The sequence below is a fragment of the Actinomadura bangladeshensis genome (genome assembly GCF_004348335.1).
Taxonomy (GTDB): domain Bacteria; phylum Actinomycetota; class Actinomycetes; order Streptosporangiales; family Streptosporangiaceae; genus Spirillospora; species Spirillospora bangladeshensis.
Genome location: NZ_SMJW01000004.1, coordinates 61,678 through 79,552, shown reverse-complemented (window position 1 = coordinate 79,552; position 17,875 = coordinate 61,678). Strand labels below are relative to the sequence as shown.

Here is a 17,875-nt window from a genome sequence, read left to right as displayed (position 1 = left end):
GAGTTCAGGTTGCCCTTGGCGCCGGCCTTGAAGTCCTGGTAGGTGCCGCCGTAGTTGCTGTTGTAGTAGACGCGGACGGTCTTGCTGCTGCGGTTCCAGACCGAGGCGGCCTCGTTCTTGATGCAGAGCCCCTTGCCGTTGCCCGCTCCCTTGAAGTCGTAGCAGGACGGCTGGGTGGTGCCGTAGTCGGCGACCGATCCGGTGAAGTCCGAGACCGATCCGGCGTTGTTGCTGTTGTAGTAGTAGCAGAACTCGCCGCTCTGGCACACGCCGTCGCGGCTCGCCGCCGATGCGGGCGATGCCGGGATGAGGACCGCCCCGCCGATCGCCAGCGCGGCGCCCGCCGCGCTGAGCCGCGGGATCAGCCGTGCTCTTCGTGTCGACACAGTTGACTCTCTCCTCTGGTGAGTCCGCTGCCCGCTATCGGACGTTGTAGCCCTGGGAGTGCCAGAACGTGGTCGGGTTCGGGTTGTTCAGGACCGGGTCGTTGACGCTCTTGGACGCGTGCGTCTGCCGTCCGGTGCGCATCTCGACGTGGGTGTGGGCGCCGGAGCTGGACGACACCCCGCGCCACGACTCGTCCGCGATGACCTGGCCGCGGCTGATCGACTGGCCGACGCTCAGCGAGGAGCGCGGCGCGGAGTGCAGGTAGATCACCGTCTTGTTGGCCGACGAGTTGTAGATGGCGATCGTGGAGAGCCCGGAGCTGCCGGTGGCCCCGCGCGCGATGTAGGTGATCGTGCCGCTGACGAGCGCGTGCACGTCCGAGCCGACGCTGCGGGCGATGTCGATGCCCTCGTGCCGTCCGGGGGTGGTGGTGTAGCCGTCGAAGCCGCAGGTGATGATGCCGCCGCTCGCCTTGTACAGCGCGTACGACATGTTCGTGCGCGTGGACGGCGAGAACTTGTGGGAGGCGTTCTGGTTCTTCAGGCTTGAGTTCAGGTTGCCCTTGGCGCCGGCCTTGAAGTCCTGGTAGGTGCCGCCGTAGTTGCTGTTGTAGTAGACGCGGACGGTCTTGCTGCTGCGGTTCCAGACCGAGGCGGCCTCGTTCTTGATGCAGAGCCCCTTGCCGTTGCCCGCTCCCTTGAAGTCGTAGCAGGACGGCTGGGTGGTGCCGTAGTCGGCGACCGATCCGGTGAAGTCCGAGACCGATCCGGCGTTGTTGCTGTTGTAGTAGTAGCAGAACTCGCCGCTCTCGCAGACGCCGTTGCGCGCCGCGGCCGAGGCGGGCGCCGCCAGTGCGGCCGCCGTGCCGCCGACCGCCACCGCGGCGGTCGCCAGCGTGAAGATCTTGCTCAGCGTGGTGCTCATAACCGTTCCCTTTCCTTTCGCCTGCTGTTCGCGTTGCCGGAATTGCCGAAGGTCAGCTGCGCTGGTACTCCTCCCAGGTACGGATGGCGACCCGCGGACCGTCGTCCGGGCCGCGGTTCGCCAGCCCGTTCAGGCCGAGGTAGTAGTCACCGGTCTGGTGCTGGGCCTGGCTGGAGAGGTCGGTGTCGCTGATGGCGGCGGCGTGGATGTGCCACGGCCAGTCGCCCTGGTCGGGGCTGCGCACCCAGGCCGCGAAGCCGACGCGCCGCAGCGCGCGGGCGACCGAGGTGCGCGTGGCGGCGCTCATCCCCTGCACCGAGATGTCGACGACGCCGCCGCCGTCGTGGGTGCCCGCGGACGTGGGGTCGCCGCCGGGGTTGTACGACCCCTGCTCCAGCACGAGCTTGCGGCCGAGCAGCCGCTCGGCCTCGGTGAGCATGCTCTGCGTGCGGGTGTTGACGACGACGCCGCCGGTGGACACCCGGGCGCCCGGCCCGATGGCGTGCGTGACGGTGAACCGGCCGGCGCCGAGCTTGGTGAGCGACGTCTTCCCCGGCAGGCCGCTGGCGTCGAGGCCGGTGTAGCCGAGCGACTTCTGGTACTTGGCGTAGGCGGCGATCGTCGTGGTGCCGAAGTAGCCGTCCACCCACTGGTCGTCCAGCAGGTTCCGGTCGCGCAGCGCCCGCTCGACGAGGAGGACGCTCGCCTTGGCGCCCGGGGTCAGCGTGTCATCGGCCCGCCGCGGGTCGATCTGGGCCGCCTTGACGGTGGCCTCCATGTTCACGCTCGGGACGGCGGCCCGCGCCGCCGGTGTCCCCGGCGCGCCGGCCAGGGGGACGAGCAGTGCGGCCGTCGCGAGGGCGGCGGCGATTGAGGGCAACTTCATCGTGGTCTCCTGGTGGCGGGACGAAGCTCGCGGCGGAGACCAAAGTCACGTATTGCCCCGGGTGTCCACAAGAAGATCCGTGTTGTCAGCTTGTCCGGCGCGCACTCCCGAACAGCCCGAACGCACGATCTGACAGCCCCCGCCGGGCCGGGGACGGCGCGTTCCCCCGGCCCAACGCGGCCCCTACCAGCAGATGGCCGTATCGACCAGGGCGCGCGAAGTGACGACCGCACAGGGCGCCCGGGCCGCGGTCGAGGCCCGGCACCGGCGTCCGCGGCCGGGCCGCGGACGCCGGTGGGTCAGACTCGGGCGGGGGCGGGCTGCCAGGCGAACCCGTCCGGGTCGGTGAAGGGCTCGCCGCCGCCGGCCAGGACGAGCCGGTGCGAGCCGGTGCCCTCCTCGGCGACGCCGGTGTCCTTGGCGAGGGCGCGGCGCGGGTAGAGCGCCAGCGTGACGGCCGACGACGGGGTGGCGAACTCGACGTACTTGCCGCCGAAGCTCCTGCCGACGGCAAGGCCGCGATCGACGTAGAACCGCTTGGTCGCCTTGACGTCCGCGACTCCCAGCAGCAGCGCGACCTGGTCGAACTCCGGAGCGGCGGGCGCGGAGTCCTTCTTCTTGGAGCAGGCGATCTTGATGATCGTCCCGTCCGGGGCCTGGACGACGGCGCCGTAGCCCCAGAACGACTTCGCGGCGGGCTTCAGCGTCGTGGCGCCCGCGTCCAGGGCGGCCTGGACGAGCGCGTCGACGTTGCCGGGCTGCGACGCGACGAGCGACAGCGCGAAGCCGCGGAAGCCGCCGGCGGGCTCGTCCGAGGCGCGGACGTTCACGTAGGGGGCGAGGCCGACGGCGTCGTAGAACGCCTGCGCGGCGGCCGAGTCGGAGACTTCCAGGGTGAGGGATTCGAAGGAGGTCATGGTGCTTCTTTCTGGTGAGGTGGGTCGTCGTCTGGTGGCGGCGGCTGTGCTCAGCGGTCCTGGATCAGCCCGAGGACGTTGCCGTCCGGGTCGGTGACGGAGGCGACCAGGCGTCCGCCGCCGACGTCGTGCGCGGTCTCCTTGACGGCCGCGCCGGCGGCGGTCAGCTCGGCGAGCTTCGCCTCGATGTCCGGCACGTGCCAGTAGGCCACCGGCGAGGTCATGCCCTGCGGTCCGCCGTCCGGGACCAGCCCGATGTGCTGGCCGCCGACCTCGAACCCGACGTAGTAGGGCGAGTCGGTCTGCGGTGCCTCGCCGAGCAGTGCGGCGTACACCGCCTTGGCCTTCGCCAGGTCGCTCACGGGGTGCAGCACTGTCCTGATGCCCTGGACGGGAGAGTCGCTCACGGTCACTCCTGGATTCGTGGGCCGCATCGGCCCGTTGCTCAACTGCTCATAGCCTCGCCCCGGGCCCACCCCGGCCACATCCGTGGCGGATACGGAGCCGCCTACGGACCGGCCCTACGCACCACGGGCACGGAGGCGGCCCGGAGGCGGCACGGAAGGGGCACGGACGGCGTGCGCCAGAATGGGGCAGTGACCGCCACAGTGGATATTTCGCCCCGGGAAGCCGAGGTGCTGGAGCTGGTCGGCGACCATCTCAGCAACGCCGAGATCGCGGCGCGGCTGTTCATCTCGGTCCGCACCGCCGAGAGCCACGTCTCCGCGCTGCTGCGGAAACTGGACGTCCCGGACCGGCGGGCGCTCGCCGGGCGCGCCGCCGCGAGCCGCGGCGCAGCCGGCGCCGCGCAGCCGGTGCCCGTCCTGCCGGCTCCGCTGACCTCGTTCGTCGGCCGGGCGCGCGAGCGCGCCGAGCTGGCCGAGATGATCGGCGGGCACCGGCAGGTGACCGCGGCCGGCCCCGGCGGCGTGGGCAAGACCCGGCTCGCGCTGGCCGTGGCGGCGGACGCGGCCGGCGCGTTCCCGGACGGCGTGTGGTTCGTCGATCTCGTGCCGGTCACCGACCCGGGCATGGTCGCGCACGCGGTCGCCGGCGCGCTCGGCCTCGGCGAGCAGCCCGGCCGCGCCATGACCGAGTCGGTGGCGGCGGCGCTGGCCGACCGGCACGCCCTGCTCGTCCTGGACAACTGCGAGCAGGTGCGCGACGGCGTGGCGCTGTTCCTGGAGCGGCTGCTGGTGGCGTGCCCCCGGGTGACGGTGCTGGCGACGAGCCGGGCCCGGCTGATGGTGCCGTTCGAGCGGGTGTACACCGTCCCGCCGCTGTCGCTGTCGGACGGCGGCGAGTCGGACGCGGTCGCGCTGTTCAAGGAGCGGGCGACGGCGATCGGCTGGCCGCTGGACCCGCCGCTGCACGACCACATCCGCTCGATCTGCGAGCGGCTGGACGGCATGGCGCTGTCGATCGAGCTGGCCGCCGCCCGGTATCCCACGCTCGGGCTGGACGGCCTCACCGCCGCGCTGTCCCACCCGCTGCGGATGCTCACCGGCGGCTCCCGCGCCGACGACCGGCACCGCTCGGTGCGCGCGGCCGTGGACTGGAGCCACACCCTGCTGGAACCCGCCGACCGGGAGCTGCTGCGGCGCGTGTCGGTGTTCGTCGCGCCGTTCACCGCCGCGGCGGCGGCGGAGGTGGCCGGGACCGCGCGGGTCGCCGCCGCCGACGGGCTGGCCCGGCTCGCCGAGCAGAGCCTGCTGGTCGTGCGGGCGTCCGCGGCCGCGACCGAGTACCGGGCGCCGGAGACGATCCGCCAGTACGGGACCGAGCGGCTCGCCGAGGCCGGTGAGCTGGCGGACATCCGCGCCCGGCACCTGCGCTGGTGCCTGGCCGGGGCGGCCGGCCTCGACGTCGCGGGCGCCGGGTGGCGGTCCCGGTTCGACGCCGTCGCCGACGACCTCCGCGCCGCCCTGGCCTGGGCGGCCGGCGAGCCGGAGCACCGCGCGGACGCGCACGACCTCGCGCGCCGCCTGGCGGAGCTCGCCTTCACCCGCAACCTGCTCGGCGAGTCCCAGCAGCGCTACGAGCAGGCCGCCGCGCTCGCCGGCGAGCCGGCCGACGCCGCGGCGATGCTGCGGCACGCCGCCGCCGTCGCCGGGTGCCGCATGCACGGCGACGACATGTACCGCCTGTACCGGGCCGCCGCGGACGCCGCCCGCCGGGCCGGCGACCCGGCCCGCGCGGCCGCCGACCTGGCGACCGCCGCGAGCACCGTGTACCGGTTCGCGGGCACGTTCGTCCGGACGCCGGCGCCGGAGGAGACGCTCGCGCTGATCGCCGAGGCGCGGGAGCACGCGGCCGGCGACCCCGCCGCCCGCGCGGCCGTCGCGCTGGCCGAGGCCGCGTCGGCGGCCGGCGCCTTCGGCGCCGACCAGGACCCGCGGGACGACGTCGTGGCGGAGACGCTCGCCCGCGCCGAGCACGCGGTCGAACTCGCCCACCGCACCGGCGACCCGCCCGCCGAGTCCGCCGCGCTCGACGCGCTCGCCGCCGTGCGGAGCTGGGCCGGTGACGCGTTCGCCACCGCCGCCACGGCCCGCCGCCGCGTCACCCTCCTGTCGTCCGCGCCGGTCACGCCCGCCGTCACCCACGAACTCGTCCAGGCGCTCGGCGAGGCGGCCCAGACCGGCATGGGCGTGGGGGACCTGCCCGGTGCCCGGGACTGGGCGCGGCGGCTGGCCGCCCACCCGTCGCTGGCCGAGGTGGGGCACCGCGCGACGAGCTGGCAGCTGGTCGCGGACGCGCTGGCGGGCGACGGCGACGGCGTGCTCACCGGCGCCGTCCGGTTCCTGGACGCGTGGCAGCGGAGCGGCAGCCCCGTCTGGCCGGACCTGGCACCGGCGGTGGCCGCCGTCGCGACGGTCCACGGCCTGCGCGGGGATCCGGACGCCCGGCACGAGTGGGACGCGATCCTGGAGCGGTTCGGCACGTCGCCGAACCGGGTCCACGGCTACGGCGCGGTCTTCGACGCATTGCTGCTGCTCCACACAGGGCGGGCGCCGGAAGCGCTGGATCGGCTGGCCCCCGAACCGGGCGGGGTGTGGAAGTGGGTCACCTTCAGCTGGCTCCACTGGTACGTGGCGCTGCGCGCCGAGGCCACCGTGCTCGCGGGCGGCCCCGAGGCCCGCGACCGCTTGGCCGGCGCCCGGACGCTCACCGCGGGCAACCCGGTCGCCGGCGCCATCGTGGAGCGGGCCGAGGCGCTGCTCGACGGCGACTCCGCGCGGCTGCTCGCCACGGCGGACGCGTTCGACGCCGCCGGTTGCCGCTACCAGTCGGCCCGGACCGCGGTACTGGCGGGCGGTGCGCACGCCGCTCGCGGAGCGGCCGCCCTCGCCGCCCTCGGCTTCACGCCCCCGCCCGCCGGGTGACCCGCCGCGGCCGTCGTCCCCGATGAGCCGGTGTCGCCGATGAGCGGTTCGGCACACGGCGGTCCCGCTTGACAGGACGCTCTTGCATGATCTTAGTTATTGCATATTAGTTGCAACTACTAAGGGGATGCATGAGTTCGTCGGCGGTCGCCACGCGGGTCGCGGTCGCGGGACCCGGCGGCGACGATCTGGCGGCGTCCTCCCGGCGGCGCCGGTACCTGCTGCTCCTGCTCGGGCTGCTGGCGGTCTTCTGCGGCACGGTCGTCGCGGCGATCGGGCTGGGCGCGGTGCGGGTGCCGCCGCTCACCGTCCTCGACATCGTCGGCCACCACCTGGTCGGCAGCCCCGCCGAGGCCACCTGGCGGCCGGCGCACGACTCGATCGTGTGGCGGGTCCGGCTGCCGCGCGTGCTGCTCGGCGCGGCGGTCGGCGCCGGGCTCGCCGTCACCGGCATGGCGCTGCAGGCGATGGTGCGCAACATGCTCGCCGACCCGTACCTGCTGGGCGTCGACTCCGGCGGCTCGACGGGCGCGGCGGCCGCGATCCTGTTCGGGTTCGGCGCGGGCTGGGGCGAGCACGCGCTGCAGCTCGCCGCCTTCCTCGGCGCGCTCGCCGCCTCGCTGCTGGTGTTCGTGATCGCGCGGACGGCGGGGCGGATCACCTCGACCCGGCTGCTGATGACCGGGGTGGCCGTCGGGTACGCGCTCTACGCCCTGACCAGCTTCCTGATCTTCGCGTCCGACTCGGCCGAGGGGTCGCGGTCGGTCCTGTTCTGGCTGCTCGGCACCCTGGCGCTCGCGCACTGGTCGGTGCCGCTGGCCGTGGTCGTCACCGCCGTCGCCCTGGTGACCACCCTGCTCACGCTGTGGGGACGCCGGCTGGACGCGCTCGCGATCGGCGACGAGACCGCGCACACCCTCGGCATCTCGCCGACGCGGTTCCGGCTCGTCCTGCTGGTGCTGGTGTCCCTGGCCGTGGGGGTGCTGGTGGCCGCGGCGGGCAGCATCGGCTTCGTCGGGCTGGTGATCCCGCACCTGGCCCGGCGCGCCGTCGGGGCCCCGCACCGCCGGGCCGTCCCCGTCGCCGCGCTGATGGGCGCGACCTTCCTGCTGTGGGCCGACCTCGGCGCCCGCATGGTGCTGAGCCCGCAGGAACTGCCGATCGGCATCATCACCGCGCTGGTCGGCGCGCCGTTCCTGCTCGTCCTGGTCCGCCGGCTGCACGCCGGAAGCGAGTGAGGCGGCCGTGATCGAGGGACGCGGGCTCGGCTACGCCTACGGCGCGGCGACCGTGGTACGCAACGTCGACGTCCGGGCCGAGTCGGGGCGGATCCTCGGGCTGCTCGGCCCGAACGGCAGCGGCAAGACGACGCTGGTCCGGATGCTCACCGGGATCGTGACCCCGCGCAGCGGGCAGGTCCTGCTGGACGGGCGGCCGCTCGGCTCCGTCCCGCACCGCGCGCTCGCCCGCGAGGTCGCGGTCGTGCTGCAGGAGTCGTCAGGCGATCTGCCGATGACGGTCGCGGACATGGTCATGCTCGGCCGGGCGCCGCACCAGTCGACGTTCTCCCGCAACAGCGCCGAGGACCACCGGATCGCGGCCGCCGCGCTGCGCCGGGTCGGCGCCCGGCACCTCGCCGACCGGACGTTCGTCCGGCTGTCCGGCGGCGAGAGGCAGCGCGTGATGATCGCCCGCGCGCTGGCGCAGCAGCCCGCGCACCTGGTGCTCGACGAGCCGACCAACCACCTCGACATCCGGTTCCAGCACGAGCTGCTCACCATGATCCGCGGACTCGGCATCACTACGGTCATCGTGCTCCACGACATCAACCTGGCCGCCCGGTACTGCGACGACGTCCTGGTCCTCCAGCAGGGGAAGGTCGTCGCCCACGGGCCGTGCGCGGACGTCCTGACGCCCGAGCTCCTCGAAGGCGTCTACGGCGTCGGCGTCGAGCGCCTCGAAACCTCGCGCGGCATCCAGTTCCTCTTCCACCCGCTCGACGCCGAGCCCGAGCCCGCACCGGCATCGGCATCGGCGGACGCCCGCGGGCCGTTCGCCGCCGCGCGCCGTCCCACCGATCACGGCAAGGAGCGATCCGCACAGTGACCCGCCCAGTGACCCGCCCAGTGATCCGCACGAGGAAGCGACACCTCGCCTGGGTGACAGCCGGCCTGCTGGCCGCCGCGCTCGCCGGTTGCGGCTCGACCGGCCCCGAGGCGGACGGGAGCGCGTCGGGGAGCCGCCCGGTCACCGTCCGGAACTGCGGTGCGGAGGTCGAGCTGGAGAAGACCCCGTCCCGCGTGATGATCGTCAACAGCGCTCCGCTGCAGTACCTGTCCACGCTCGGCGTGCTGGACCGGCTGGGCTCACGGGCCGGGAAGTTCCCGCCGGAGTACTACTCGACGGAGACCCTGGAGGCGGTGAACAAGGTTCCGTCCCTCACCGACCGGCTCGGCTCCGACGGGCACCTGAAGATCTCCGCCGAGGCGATCATCGCCGAGGACCCCGACCTGCTGCTCGGCCTGCCGGAGGGCGTCACGCGGGAGTCGCTCGCCGCCGTCGGCATCCCCGTGCTCATCGAGCCCAGCTTCTGCCCGCAGGGGATCGAGGACCCCGGCTACGAGACGATCTACGAGCAGATGCGGCTCTACGGCAAGGTCTTCGACCGGCGGGACAGGGCCGAGCGGGCCGTCAAGGAACTCCAGCGGCGCGTCCGGACGGTCGAGGACGGCCTGTCCGGCCAGAAGAGCCGCAAGGTCGCCGTCCTCTGGCCTTACCGGGGCGAGGGGACGGTCGGGGCCTACGGCGGCCAGAGCATGGCCACGCCGCAACTCGCGACGCTCGGCGCGCGCAACGTGTTCGCCGACGTCGACAAGCGCGTCTTCGAGGTCTCCATGGAGGAGCTCCTCGGACGCGACCCCGACGTCATCGTCCTGCTGCACACCGACGGCACCGACCAGGAGATCAGGCGGGCCCTGCTCGACATCCCCGGCGCCACGGACCTCCGCGCGGTCGAGAACGACGCGCTCACCGTGCAGCTCTTCAACTTCACCGAACCGCCCACGCCTCTCGTCCTGGACGGACTGGAGCGCCTCGCCGCCTACTTCAAGGGGAAGTGAACGCCATGCCCGCGAACCCGACGGTCCCACCGAACGCGACGGTCCAGGAACGGATCACCTGGTACTGGAACCAGGACGCCCCCGGCTACCAGCAGTTCCAGGAGCAGCGGCTGGCCCATCCCGACTACAGCGCCGCCTGGACCCGCATCTGGCGGGACGCCCTGCCGGACGGCACCGGGACCGTCCTCGACATCGGCACCGGCACCGGCCACGCTGACCGGCCTCTACGACCTCGACGGCGTGCACGGCGTCGCCGCCGACCACCGCCGCACCCTGCAGTACCTGATCACCGCCCGGAACCCGGCGGCCTGACCCGCCGGGTTCCGGGCGCGAGACGTCAGAGACCGAGGGTCACCGGGATGGAGAGCGGGCCGATCGTGAAGAACGACGGGGAGTAGGGGACGTCGCCCGGGTCGATGGCGAGGGAGAGGGCGGGCAGCCGCCGGTACAGCGTGGACAGCGCCAGCCGTCCCTCCAGCCGGGCCAGCGACGCGCCGATGCAGTAGCGGGGGCCGTGGCCGAAGCTGAGGCGCGTGTTCTGCTCGCGGGTGATGTCGAACTGGTCCGCGGTCTCGCCGTGCTCGGCCGGGTCGATGCCGGCCACCTGGTAGACGACGCCGACCGCCTGGCCCTTGGGGACGTCCACCCCGGCGATCGTCACGTCCTGCGCGGTGAAGCGCCAGCTGGTCATCATCACCGAGTGGCGGTAGCGCAGGGTCTCCTCGACCACGTCGTCCCACCGGTTCCCGGCCTTGGCCAGCGCGAGCTGGTCGGGGTGCTCGGCGAGCGCCAGGATGGCGTGGCCGAGCAGGTGGACGGTCGTCTCATGGCCGGCGACGAGCATCAGCCACAGCACGCCGACCAGTTCCTCGGTGGTGAGCCGGTCGCCTTCGTCGTGCGCCTGCACCAGGCCGGAGGTGAGGTCGTCGCCGGGGGTCTCCCGCTTCCGGTCCACCAGTTCGTGCAGGTACGCCTGGAGGGCCTTCTGCGTCGCGAAGGCCTCCTCCGGCGGTGTCGTGTGCGCCAGCAGGGCGGCGGTCCAGGTGCGCATCTGGTGCCGGTCCGCGGCGGGCACGCCGAACAGCTCGCAGATCACCCACATCGGCAGCGCCTCGGTGAACGCGGGGACCAGGTCGACGCCGTCGCCGGCCGCGATCACGCCGTCGAGCAGGTCGTCCACGATCTGCTGGACGCGCGGCTCCATCGCCTGGATCCGCGCGGGGGTGAACGCCTTCCCGACCAGGCCGCGCAGCCGCCGGTGGTCGTCGCCGTCCTTGGTGGACAGGTGACCGCCCTGGACGACGGCGCGCAGCGGCCAGTCCTCGGGGATCGTCCCGTCGTACAGGGCGGGCCAGTTCTCGGGCTCGCGCAGGAACGTCCTGTTGTCTCCGGCGAGGACCTCCTTCACGGCGTCGTGGGTCAGCGCCAGGTAGGCGGCGACGCCTCCGGGGAACTCCACTTCGACCACGGGGGCGATCTCGCGCAGCCGGATGCAGGTGTCGAGCGGCTTCTCGTCCGCGGCGGGGAAGGCGGGCAGGGCCATTGTCATGTGATCCCTTGTGGGTGCGGGGGTTGGGGATTGCGGTGGCGCGGCGGCGCGGTCGGTCAGCGCCTGGACGTGGTCTTGGTGAGGACGTGCTCGACCATGGTGATCAGCACCTGCTTGGCCGAGTCCCGGCTGCGCACGTCGCACAGCACCAGCGGGACGTCGTCGTCCAGGTCCAGGGCGATCCGCACGTCCTCGGGATTCTTGCGCTCAGCGCCGTCGAAGCAGTTCACCGCGACCATGAACGGGGTGCGGCGGTCCTCGAAGTAGTCGACGGTGCCGAAGCAGTCGGCGAGCCGGCGCACGTCGGCGAGCACCACCGCGCCGACGGCGCCGAGCGCCAGTTCGTCCCACATGAACCAGAACCGCTGCTGGCCCGGCGTCCCGAACAGGTACAGCACCAGGTCGTCCGGGAGCGTGATCCGGCCGAAGTCCATGGCCACGGTGGTGCTGACCTTGCGGTCCACGCCCGTGGTGTCGTCGACGCCGACGCTCCGGTCGGTGAGGAGCTCCTCGGTGCGCAGCGGGCGGATCTCGCTGATCGAGCCGACCATGGTCGTCTTGCCGACCCCGAACCCGCCCGCGATGAGGATCTTCGCGGCGGTCAGCTGACCGCCGCCTCCGGGGCCGCCCGGATTCCGGACGGCGGTGTCAGAGTGCGCGTAGTCCATGCAGCAGCTTCCTTAGTACGAGCTCGTCCGGGACGTCGCCGGTGGGAGTCGGTTTCAGCACCCGGAGCGCGTTCTCGTCGCGCAGGTCGTCGACCAGGACCCGCACGACGCCGACGGGCAGGTCGATCTCGGACGCCAGGTCGGCGAAGGTGATCGGCTGCCGGCAGATCGCCAGCAGCCTGCGGTGCTCGGGGTCGAGCCGCACCCGCCGGGGGACCGGTACGCCGGTCGCCTCCAGCACGGAGATCAGGTCGAGGCCGTCGTCGCGGAGCCTGGTCCGGCCTCGCGTGACCGTGTAGGGACGGACGACGGGGCCCGCGTCGCCGTCGAGCCATCGGTCATCGCTCATCGGTCACCCCGGCCTCACCTGGCGCCCGATCCCGACAGCCGGGGGATGAACGGCGGCCGCTCGGCCAGCTCCTCGGCGAGCTGGAACATCCGGAACACGACCGCGCCCGCGTCGGCGTCGGCGCCCGCCAGCACGGCGAGGCACGCGTGCTCGCCCGCCGGGACCATGAACACCAGCATCGAGTCCATCTCGATGACGCTCTGCAGCAGCTCGCCGCCGTCGAACCGGCGGCACGCGCCGCGGGCGAGGCCCTGCACGCCCGCGACCAGCGCGGCCAGATGCTCGGAGTCCTCCCGGCCGAGGCCGGAGGAGCAGGCCACGACCAGCCCGTCCCGGGACAGCAGGACCGCACCGCCCACCAGCTCCGCGGCGCCGCCCACCCCGTCGAGCAGCCGGCGCACCTCATCGGCGCTGATCGCTGCTTCCGTCATCGTCCGTCCTCCTCGTCACGTCCTGCGGGCGGGGCCTGCGGCGGTTCGCTCCGCCCGCGCCGCCATCCGCTCTGCATCGAGGCCATGACCGAACTGGCCCGCTCCGGCGAGCGCGCGCTCCGTCCGGGCGGCCGCCGCTCCTCCCTGGCGGGCGGCGCGGCGTCGCGCAGCTGCGGCGCCAGGTTCGCGCGGCGCACGCGGCGCGGCATCCCCGCGTGGGTGTCCGCGGACGTGGACGCCGGCTGCGCGGGCTGCGCGGACTGTGCCGGCTGAGGCTCGGGCTGAGCGCTCGTCGCGGGCGCCGGGGCGGGCGCCGAGCTGGGCGGCGGCATGCCGAGCGGGTCCTGGTCGCCGTGCGGCTCGGTGCCGCCGGCGCGGTGCCGTCCGACGGAGTCCATCGCGTTCTCCTGCGTGTCGTGGCCGACGATGTCCAAAGGCCCGGAGTCCGCCGGCGCCGCGGCCCGCTCGGGGACGTCCGCCGGGACGTCCGCCTGCTCGGCGCCGGCGTCGCTCCTGCGGCCGACCCGGTCCGCCGGGACGACGAGCGCGTGCGGAAGCAGCACGACGGTCTTGATGCCGCCGTAGGCGTTCGGCTCCAGCGCCACCTTGATCCCGCGCCGGTGCGCGAGCGTCCCGACGACGAACAGCCCGAGCTGGTCGCCGTGGGTCAGGTCGAACTCCGGCTCGCGGCGGAGCTGCTCGTTGATGGCCGCCAGCTTGTCCGGGTTCATCCCGAGGCCGCGGTCCTGGATCTCCACGACGAAGCCCTGGCCGACCAGCCCGGCGTCCACCTCGACCGGCGTGTTCGGCGGCGACAGGACGGCCGCGTTCTCGATCAGCTCGGCCAGCAGGTGGATCACGTCGGCGACGGCCGAGCCGACGATGCCCTCCTCCGCGGTGCTGACCACCTCGACGCGGGCGTAGTCCTCGATCTCGCCGATGGCGCCGCGCAGCACGTCCAGGATGCCGACCGGGTGCCGCCAGCCGCGGCCGGGCGCGGCGCCGGACAGGATGATCAGGCCCTCGGCGTGCCGCCGCATGCGGGTGGTGAGGTGGTCGATGGCGAACAGGTCGGCGAGGGCGTCGGGGTCGGACGCCTTGCGCTCCAGCGTGTCCAGCATCGCGAGCTGCCGGTGCAGCAGCGACTGGTTGCGCCGGGCGAGGTTCTGGAACACCTGGTTGACCGCCGCGCGCAGCTCGGCCTGCCGGACGGCGGCCGCGACGGCGGTGCGCTGCACGGACGAGAACGCGGCCGACACGTTGAACACCTCGGCCGTCCGGCCGACGTCCAGTGGCGGCGCCTCCGCCGCCACGTCGACCTCGTGCCCGTGGCTCAGCCGGCGCACCACGTCGGGCAGCCGCTCCTCGGCCATGGTGCGCGCGGCGCCCTGGAGGCCGAGCAGGTCGCGGCTGATGCGGCGGCTGAACCGCAGCATCAGGAACGCCGTCAGGGTGATCGCGACCAGGCCGATGACGCCGATGAGCAGGAGCCGCAGCAGGGTGTCGTCGGAGGCCTTCTTGGCCTCGGCGGCGTTCACCGCCCGGGACTTCCCGAGCGCGCCGTCCACCGCACCGATGGACGCGCCCGCGACCGCCTTCCAGTCGGCCGGGCCGATCCGCAGCCTCGCGCCGGGACGGGTCGCCAGGATGTTGTCCTCGACCGCGGTGAAGGTCCGCTCGGCGGGGGACGCCAGCGCCTGCTCGAAGGGGGCCGCGATGGCCGGGTGGAGCTCGGCGAGGTTCGAGCTCTCCAGGAACCGCCGCTCGTACACCAGCCTGCTGACCGCCGCGTACTCGCCGGCGGTCATCCGGCCGCCGTCGGTGAGCACGCCGCCCACCAGCGCGATCTCGCGTCCGCGCAGCTCGATGCCGCGCGACATGGCGGCGGTGTGCGCGGACTGCTGGAGGCCGTCGCCCGCCACCAGCACGTTGACGTACTGGAAGTGGGCTTCGAGGACGTCGTTGTAGGCGTTGAACGCCTCCAGCCTCGTCAGCGCGCGCGAGTCGACCCTGCTCCGCAGCTCGCCGATCCGGTTGAGCCTCCCCATCAGCGCCGAGAGCCGCCGCTTCATCGGGCCGGTCAGCGTGGCCTGGAACTCGTCCGCGTTAACAGCTTTGTTCATTTGGACGATCGTGCCGTCCATTTTCGTGCGGACGGCGTCCAATGACGTGCGCGGCAGCCGCTCGTTGCGGCTCAGCCAGGTCACCGACTCCTGCCGTTCCTGGGCCAGCGTGACCAGCATCGGCTGCGCGGCGCCGCCGTAGATCTCGTTCGTGGTGTCGAGGTTGCGCTGGTTGATGGCCTTGGACGCGGTGCTCTGCGCCGCGAAGGCCCACAGCGTGATCAGCGACACCATCGGAATGATGATCAGGCCGAAAAGGGAGAACCGGATCGAGCGCCGGCGGCGTGGGGTCCTCACCGGACGGAAAGTCCGAGGTCAACGCGGATATGGCGGGCGTGGTCGTTCATGGTGTCTCTCTCAGGCTTGGCGGGGGCACCGGACGGCCGAACTCGGGCAACACCGTAGCCACTGTTTGATCATTTGTCTGGAATTCCGTGGATCTTGCCGGTCCGCCGATGGAATCATGTGGCGGCGTTCGGCGACCCCGAACGCCCACCCATCTCTCGGAAGAGGAGAAGCCACGTGACGCCGCTGCGAGGCGAATCGACCGACCGGCTGGACTGGCTGATCGACGGGCTCGTCGAACGCGTGCCCCAGGTGACCAAGGCGGTGGTGCAGTCGGCGGACGGGCTCCTCATGGGGGCGTCCGCCGGCCTGGGCCGGGAGGACGCGGAGTACCTGTCCGCCCTGGCCGCCGGCGTGCAGAGCCTGGCGCAGGGGGCGCGCAGCCAGTTCGGCGCGGGCGAGGTGCATCAGACGATCATCGAGATGCACAACGCGTTCCTGTTCGTCACCGCGGCGGGGGAGGGCGCGTCGCTGACCGTCCTCACCGACGCGACCGCCGACCCGGCGCAGATCAGCTACGAGATGACCCTGCTGGTCGGACGAGTCGGAGAGCACCTCGCGTCCCGCCCCCGGAACCGCACCGGCTCCTAGGAATGGGGGGATCGGGGAGGAGGGGCGGAAGAGCACCCGCCGGATTCGGAGAACTCCGGCCTACCTGACACCGGTGTGTTGATAGGGCGGCGGCAATTGCTCCCGTGTTCGCCGCGTGCGCCGTCTGCGGCGCCGCTGTGCGGGCGCCGGTGATCGTCGACGCCGAATCAGGTGGCGAGAGTGCATTTCGCCTGGTCATCGATGTGGAAAGCGATACGGTGAATCGGTTCTGAATCGGAGGTTCTATCCTGTGATTCAGTCATGGTGCTGACGTGCAAATCACGGCGGCACCTGACTGAGGAATTGACGACCGTTCCGGTCGGTCGCGGGTCATATATCATAAACCCGGCATCTCGGCAAGTCGAGATTGAATGACGGCAGTTCTGGGCGTCTTCGCTTTATGCGCTCATGCAGGCGAGAAGCCGGACTCTTCCGCAAAGTAGTTCCCGGAAGCGGGCCTTTATGGCCGGGATCCGTTGCGGTTTCTCATGGGAGTAACGTGGCCCGGCTGTCGTCGCAGGGCAGGGTGGGCTTCACCTGCTGCACGAAGGTGAAGCCCACCCTGCCCGTACTCGCGACCTACCGCCGGGAAGATGCGTCCTGACCGGTCAGCGGAGCGGGGGCACGGCTCGCTGGGCGAGGCCCAGGGCGTACTCGCCCCACCAGGCGCCGGCCGCCGGATCGACCACGCCGTACTCGGGGTCCTCCGGACCGGCGGTGCCGCGGGTGCACTGGCCGTCGGATTCGCCGGGACGCTTGACCCAGAGGAACGCGTCCACCAGGGGGTCACCCGTGCGGGTCGAGGGACGGGCGCCGAGGCCGCGGCCGGGCGGGTTGCACCACACCTGGGCGTCGGTGTACTGGTCCGCCGGAGGCGTCCACGGTCCCTGGCCGTTGCGGCTGGTGTCCAGGACGAAGTGCGTGAGCCCGCGCGGGTCGTCCGGGACGCCGGCCAGGTCGGTGTCGGAGCAACTGGCCGCGCCCGTCTCCTGGCGGAAGCGCAGGCACTTGGACAGCCTGGTGCCGTAGGAGACCAGCTCGTCGGTACCGCGGTAGTTCGAGACGTTCAGCGCGAAGCCGTCGGCCTTGGCGATGCCGCCCTTCAGCAGGCGCCCGGCCATGCCGAGCTGCGCGCGCGGTTCGCCGTATCCGGCGTCGTAGTCGTTGAGCGGCTGCCAGTCGGAGTGCCCGGAGTCCACGTAGACGCCGGTGCGCGGCAGCCGCTGCAGGGTGGTGATCGCGTAGTTGATCTCGCGGAAGCGCTCGTCGATGCGGCCGGTGTCCTCCGGCGTTCCGGTGGTCCCGCCGCCGCCCTCGTTGCACCACGGCTCGCTGGACAGCAGTGCCAGCCCGTCGGGCTCGACGATCACCACGGCCCGTCCGCCGCCGACCCCCTTGGCGAAGGCGTCGATCCAGGCCCGGTAGGCGGCCTCGTCCGCGGCGCCGCCCGCCGAGTACTGCGAGCAGTCCCGTCCCGGCACGTTGTACGCCACCAGCACCGGGACGGCGCGCTGCCGGGCCGCGCCGGCCATCGTCCGCCGCACCGCCGCCCGCACCTCGGCGGGGGTGCCGCCGGTGAACCAGATCGCCTGCGACACCTTGGACAGGGCCCGCATCTGCGCCGCGTCGGCGCCGCGCCCTTCGGCCGCCCAGAGGTCGGCCTGCTTCCCGGCGTTGGTCGAGGGCTCGACGTAGAACCTCGCCTTCCCGGCCAGCGGGTCACCGTGCGGCCGAGCGTGTCCCGGCGCATGTCCCGGTGCATGCGCCTGCACCTGTGCCTGCGCCGGCGCGGGCGGCGCGAGAACCGCGACGATGCTCGCCGTGGCGGCGGCGAGGATCCCGATGCGTCGTCTCATCCGGTACTCCAGACTCTCTTCGAGGCTCCGGCGGGAGGCGTGGGAGCGCTCCCATCCAGGGAGTGTGATCACCCCCCGAACGTCCGTCAAGGCCCAAATCACGGCCTGATCCGGCCCTGCCGCCTTTCACGGCCCCCGGTGCCCGCGACCGGTTCGCGGTCGCGGCCGGCGGAGGCCGTCGACCCGAGGCGTCTCCTCTGCGGGAGTGCCTCCGTCTAGTGCGTGCGCACCAGGAGGTGAGAAGCGGCTGGTCCGGACGCATGGCGGGAAGACGGTGGCGGGAGACGATTCCGGGCGGGGCGCCGGCGGGGAGTGTTGGAGGCGCGCGAATCCCGCGCGTTCCC

18 protein-coding genes are annotated in these 17,875 nt (G+C 72.9%); 7 read left to right on the top strand and 11 right to left on the bottom strand.

Annotation, left to right across the window (positions count from 1 at the left end; all coding sequences use genetic code 11):
* From E1284_RS02080 to E1284_RS02060, 5 genes are all read right to left on the bottom strand, one after another.
* Positions 1-386: peptidase inhibitor family I36 protein (locus E1284_RS02080; protein ID WP_165965092.1), on the bottom strand; the 386-nt coding region annotated here is incomplete at its 3' end.
* Positions 387-420: 34 nt separating this feature from the next.
* A complete protein-coding gene (locus tag E1284_RS02075) occupies positions 421-1,311 on the bottom strand; it encodes a peptidase inhibitor family I36 protein (RefSeq protein WP_165965091.1) in 891 nt (296 codons plus the stop codon).
* A gap of 52 nt (positions 1,312-1,363) precedes the next feature.
* Positions 1,364-2,197: a peptidoglycan-binding domain-containing protein gene (locus E1284_RS02070; RefSeq protein WP_131936402.1), complete on the bottom strand. Its 834-nt coding sequence runs from the start codon at positions 2,195-2,197 to the stop codon at positions 1,364-1,366.
* Positions 2,198-2,496: 299 nt separating this feature from the next.
* Positions 2,497-3,114 (bottom strand): VOC family protein, encoded by a 618-nt coding sequence (locus E1284_RS02065; RefSeq protein WP_131936400.1) that lies wholly within the window; start codon positions 3,112-3,114, stop codon positions 2,497-2,499.
* A 50-nt stretch (positions 3,115-3,164) separates the two neighbouring features.
* On the bottom strand, positions 3,165-3,521 hold the full coding sequence (locus E1284_RS02060; protein ID WP_131936398.1) for a VOC family protein: 357 nt from the start codon (positions 3,519-3,521) through the stop codon (positions 3,165-3,167).
* A gap of 189 nt (positions 3,522-3,710) precedes the next feature.
* Between E1284_RS02060 and E1284_RS02055 the strand changes: the two genes are divergently transcribed.
* From E1284_RS02055 to E1284_RS02035, 5 genes are all read left to right on the top strand, one after another.
* On the top strand, positions 3,711-6,500 hold the full coding sequence (locus tag E1284_RS02055) for an ATP-binding protein (protein ID WP_131936396.1): 2,790 nt from the start codon (positions 3,711-3,713) through the stop codon (positions 6,498-6,500).
* Between the two features lie 131 nt (positions 6,501-6,631).
* Positions 6,632-7,738, top strand: coding sequence for a FecCD family ABC transporter permease (locus E1284_RS02050; RefSeq protein ID WP_131936394.1), 1,107 nt, complete (start codon positions 6,632-6,634; stop codon positions 7,736-7,738).
* A 7-nt stretch (positions 7,739-7,745) separates the two neighbouring features.
* The gene (locus E1284_RS02045; RefSeq protein ID WP_131936392.1) at positions 7,746-8,606 is read left to right on the top strand and encodes an ABC transporter ATP-binding protein; all 861 of its coding nucleotides are present in this window, start codon (positions 7,746-7,748) and stop codon (positions 8,604-8,606) included.
* A gap of 53 nt (positions 8,607-8,659) precedes the next feature.
* Entirely contained in the window at positions 8,660-9,619 is a 960-nt protein-coding gene (locus E1284_RS02040; RefSeq protein WP_131936390.1) for an ABC transporter substrate-binding protein, read from the top strand.
* Positions 9,620-9,624: 5 nt separating this feature from the next.
* Positions 9,625-10,017, top strand: coding sequence for a hypothetical protein (locus tag E1284_RS02035; protein WP_131936388.1), 393 nt, complete (start codon positions 9,625-9,627; stop codon positions 10,015-10,017).
* On the opposite strand, the gene E1284_RS02030 is transcribed toward E1284_RS02035, so the two are convergent.
* The 5 genes from E1284_RS02030 to E1284_RS02010 are packed head-to-tail and all read right to left on the bottom strand — an operon-like array spanning position 9,957 to position 15,036.
* Entirely contained in the window at positions 9,957-11,168 is a 1,212-nt protein-coding gene (locus E1284_RS02030; RefSeq protein ID WP_131936386.1) for a cytochrome P450 family protein, read from the bottom strand. The two genes, E1284_RS02035 and E1284_RS02030, sit on opposite strands and share 61 nt — an antisense overlap.
* Positions 11,169-11,224: 56 nt before the next feature.
* Complete coding sequence (locus E1284_RS02025; RefSeq protein WP_131936384.1) at positions 11,225-11,836, bottom strand: GTP-binding protein; 612 nt, start codon at positions 11,834-11,836, stop codon at positions 11,225-11,227.
* The gene (locus E1284_RS02020; RefSeq protein ID WP_131936382.1) at positions 11,817-12,185 is read right to left on the bottom strand and encodes a DUF742 domain-containing protein; all 369 of its coding nucleotides are present in this window, start codon (positions 12,183-12,185) and stop codon (positions 11,817-11,819) included. Before E1284_RS02020 ends, E1284_RS02025 begins: the two co-directional genes overlap by 20 nt.
* A gap of 14 nt (positions 12,186-12,199) precedes the next feature.
* Positions 12,200-12,616 (bottom strand): roadblock/LC7 domain-containing protein, encoded by a 417-nt coding sequence (locus tag E1284_RS02015; protein WP_131936380.1) that lies wholly within the window; start codon positions 12,614-12,616, stop codon positions 12,200-12,202.
* Entirely contained in the window at positions 12,613-15,036 is a 2,424-nt protein-coding gene (locus E1284_RS02010) for a sensor histidine kinase (protein ID WP_131936378.1), read from the bottom strand. Before E1284_RS02010 ends, E1284_RS02015 begins: the two co-directional genes overlap by 4 nt.
* Before the next feature lie 225 nt (positions 15,037-15,261).
* On the opposite strand from E1284_RS02010, the gene E1284_RS02005 reads away from it, so the two are divergent.
* A complete protein-coding gene (locus E1284_RS02005) occupies positions 15,262-15,675 on the top strand; it encodes a roadblock/LC7 domain-containing protein (RefSeq protein ID WP_424923462.1) in 414 nt (137 codons plus the stop codon).
* A 104-nt stretch (positions 15,676-15,779) separates the two neighbouring features.
* Positions 15,780-15,908 (top strand): hypothetical protein, encoded by a 129-nt coding sequence (locus E1284_RS43575; RefSeq protein ID WP_279433012.1) that lies wholly within the window; start codon positions 15,780-15,782, stop codon positions 15,906-15,908.
* Positions 15,909-16,283: 375 nt separating this feature from the next.
* On the opposite strand, the gene E1284_RS02000 is transcribed toward E1284_RS43575, so the two are convergent.
* Positions 16,284-17,531: a glycoside hydrolase family 6 protein gene (locus tag E1284_RS02000; RefSeq protein WP_131936376.1), complete on the bottom strand. Its 1,248-nt coding sequence runs from the start codon at positions 17,529-17,531 to the stop codon at positions 16,284-16,286.
* Positions 17,532-17,875 lie beyond the last annotated feature (344 nt).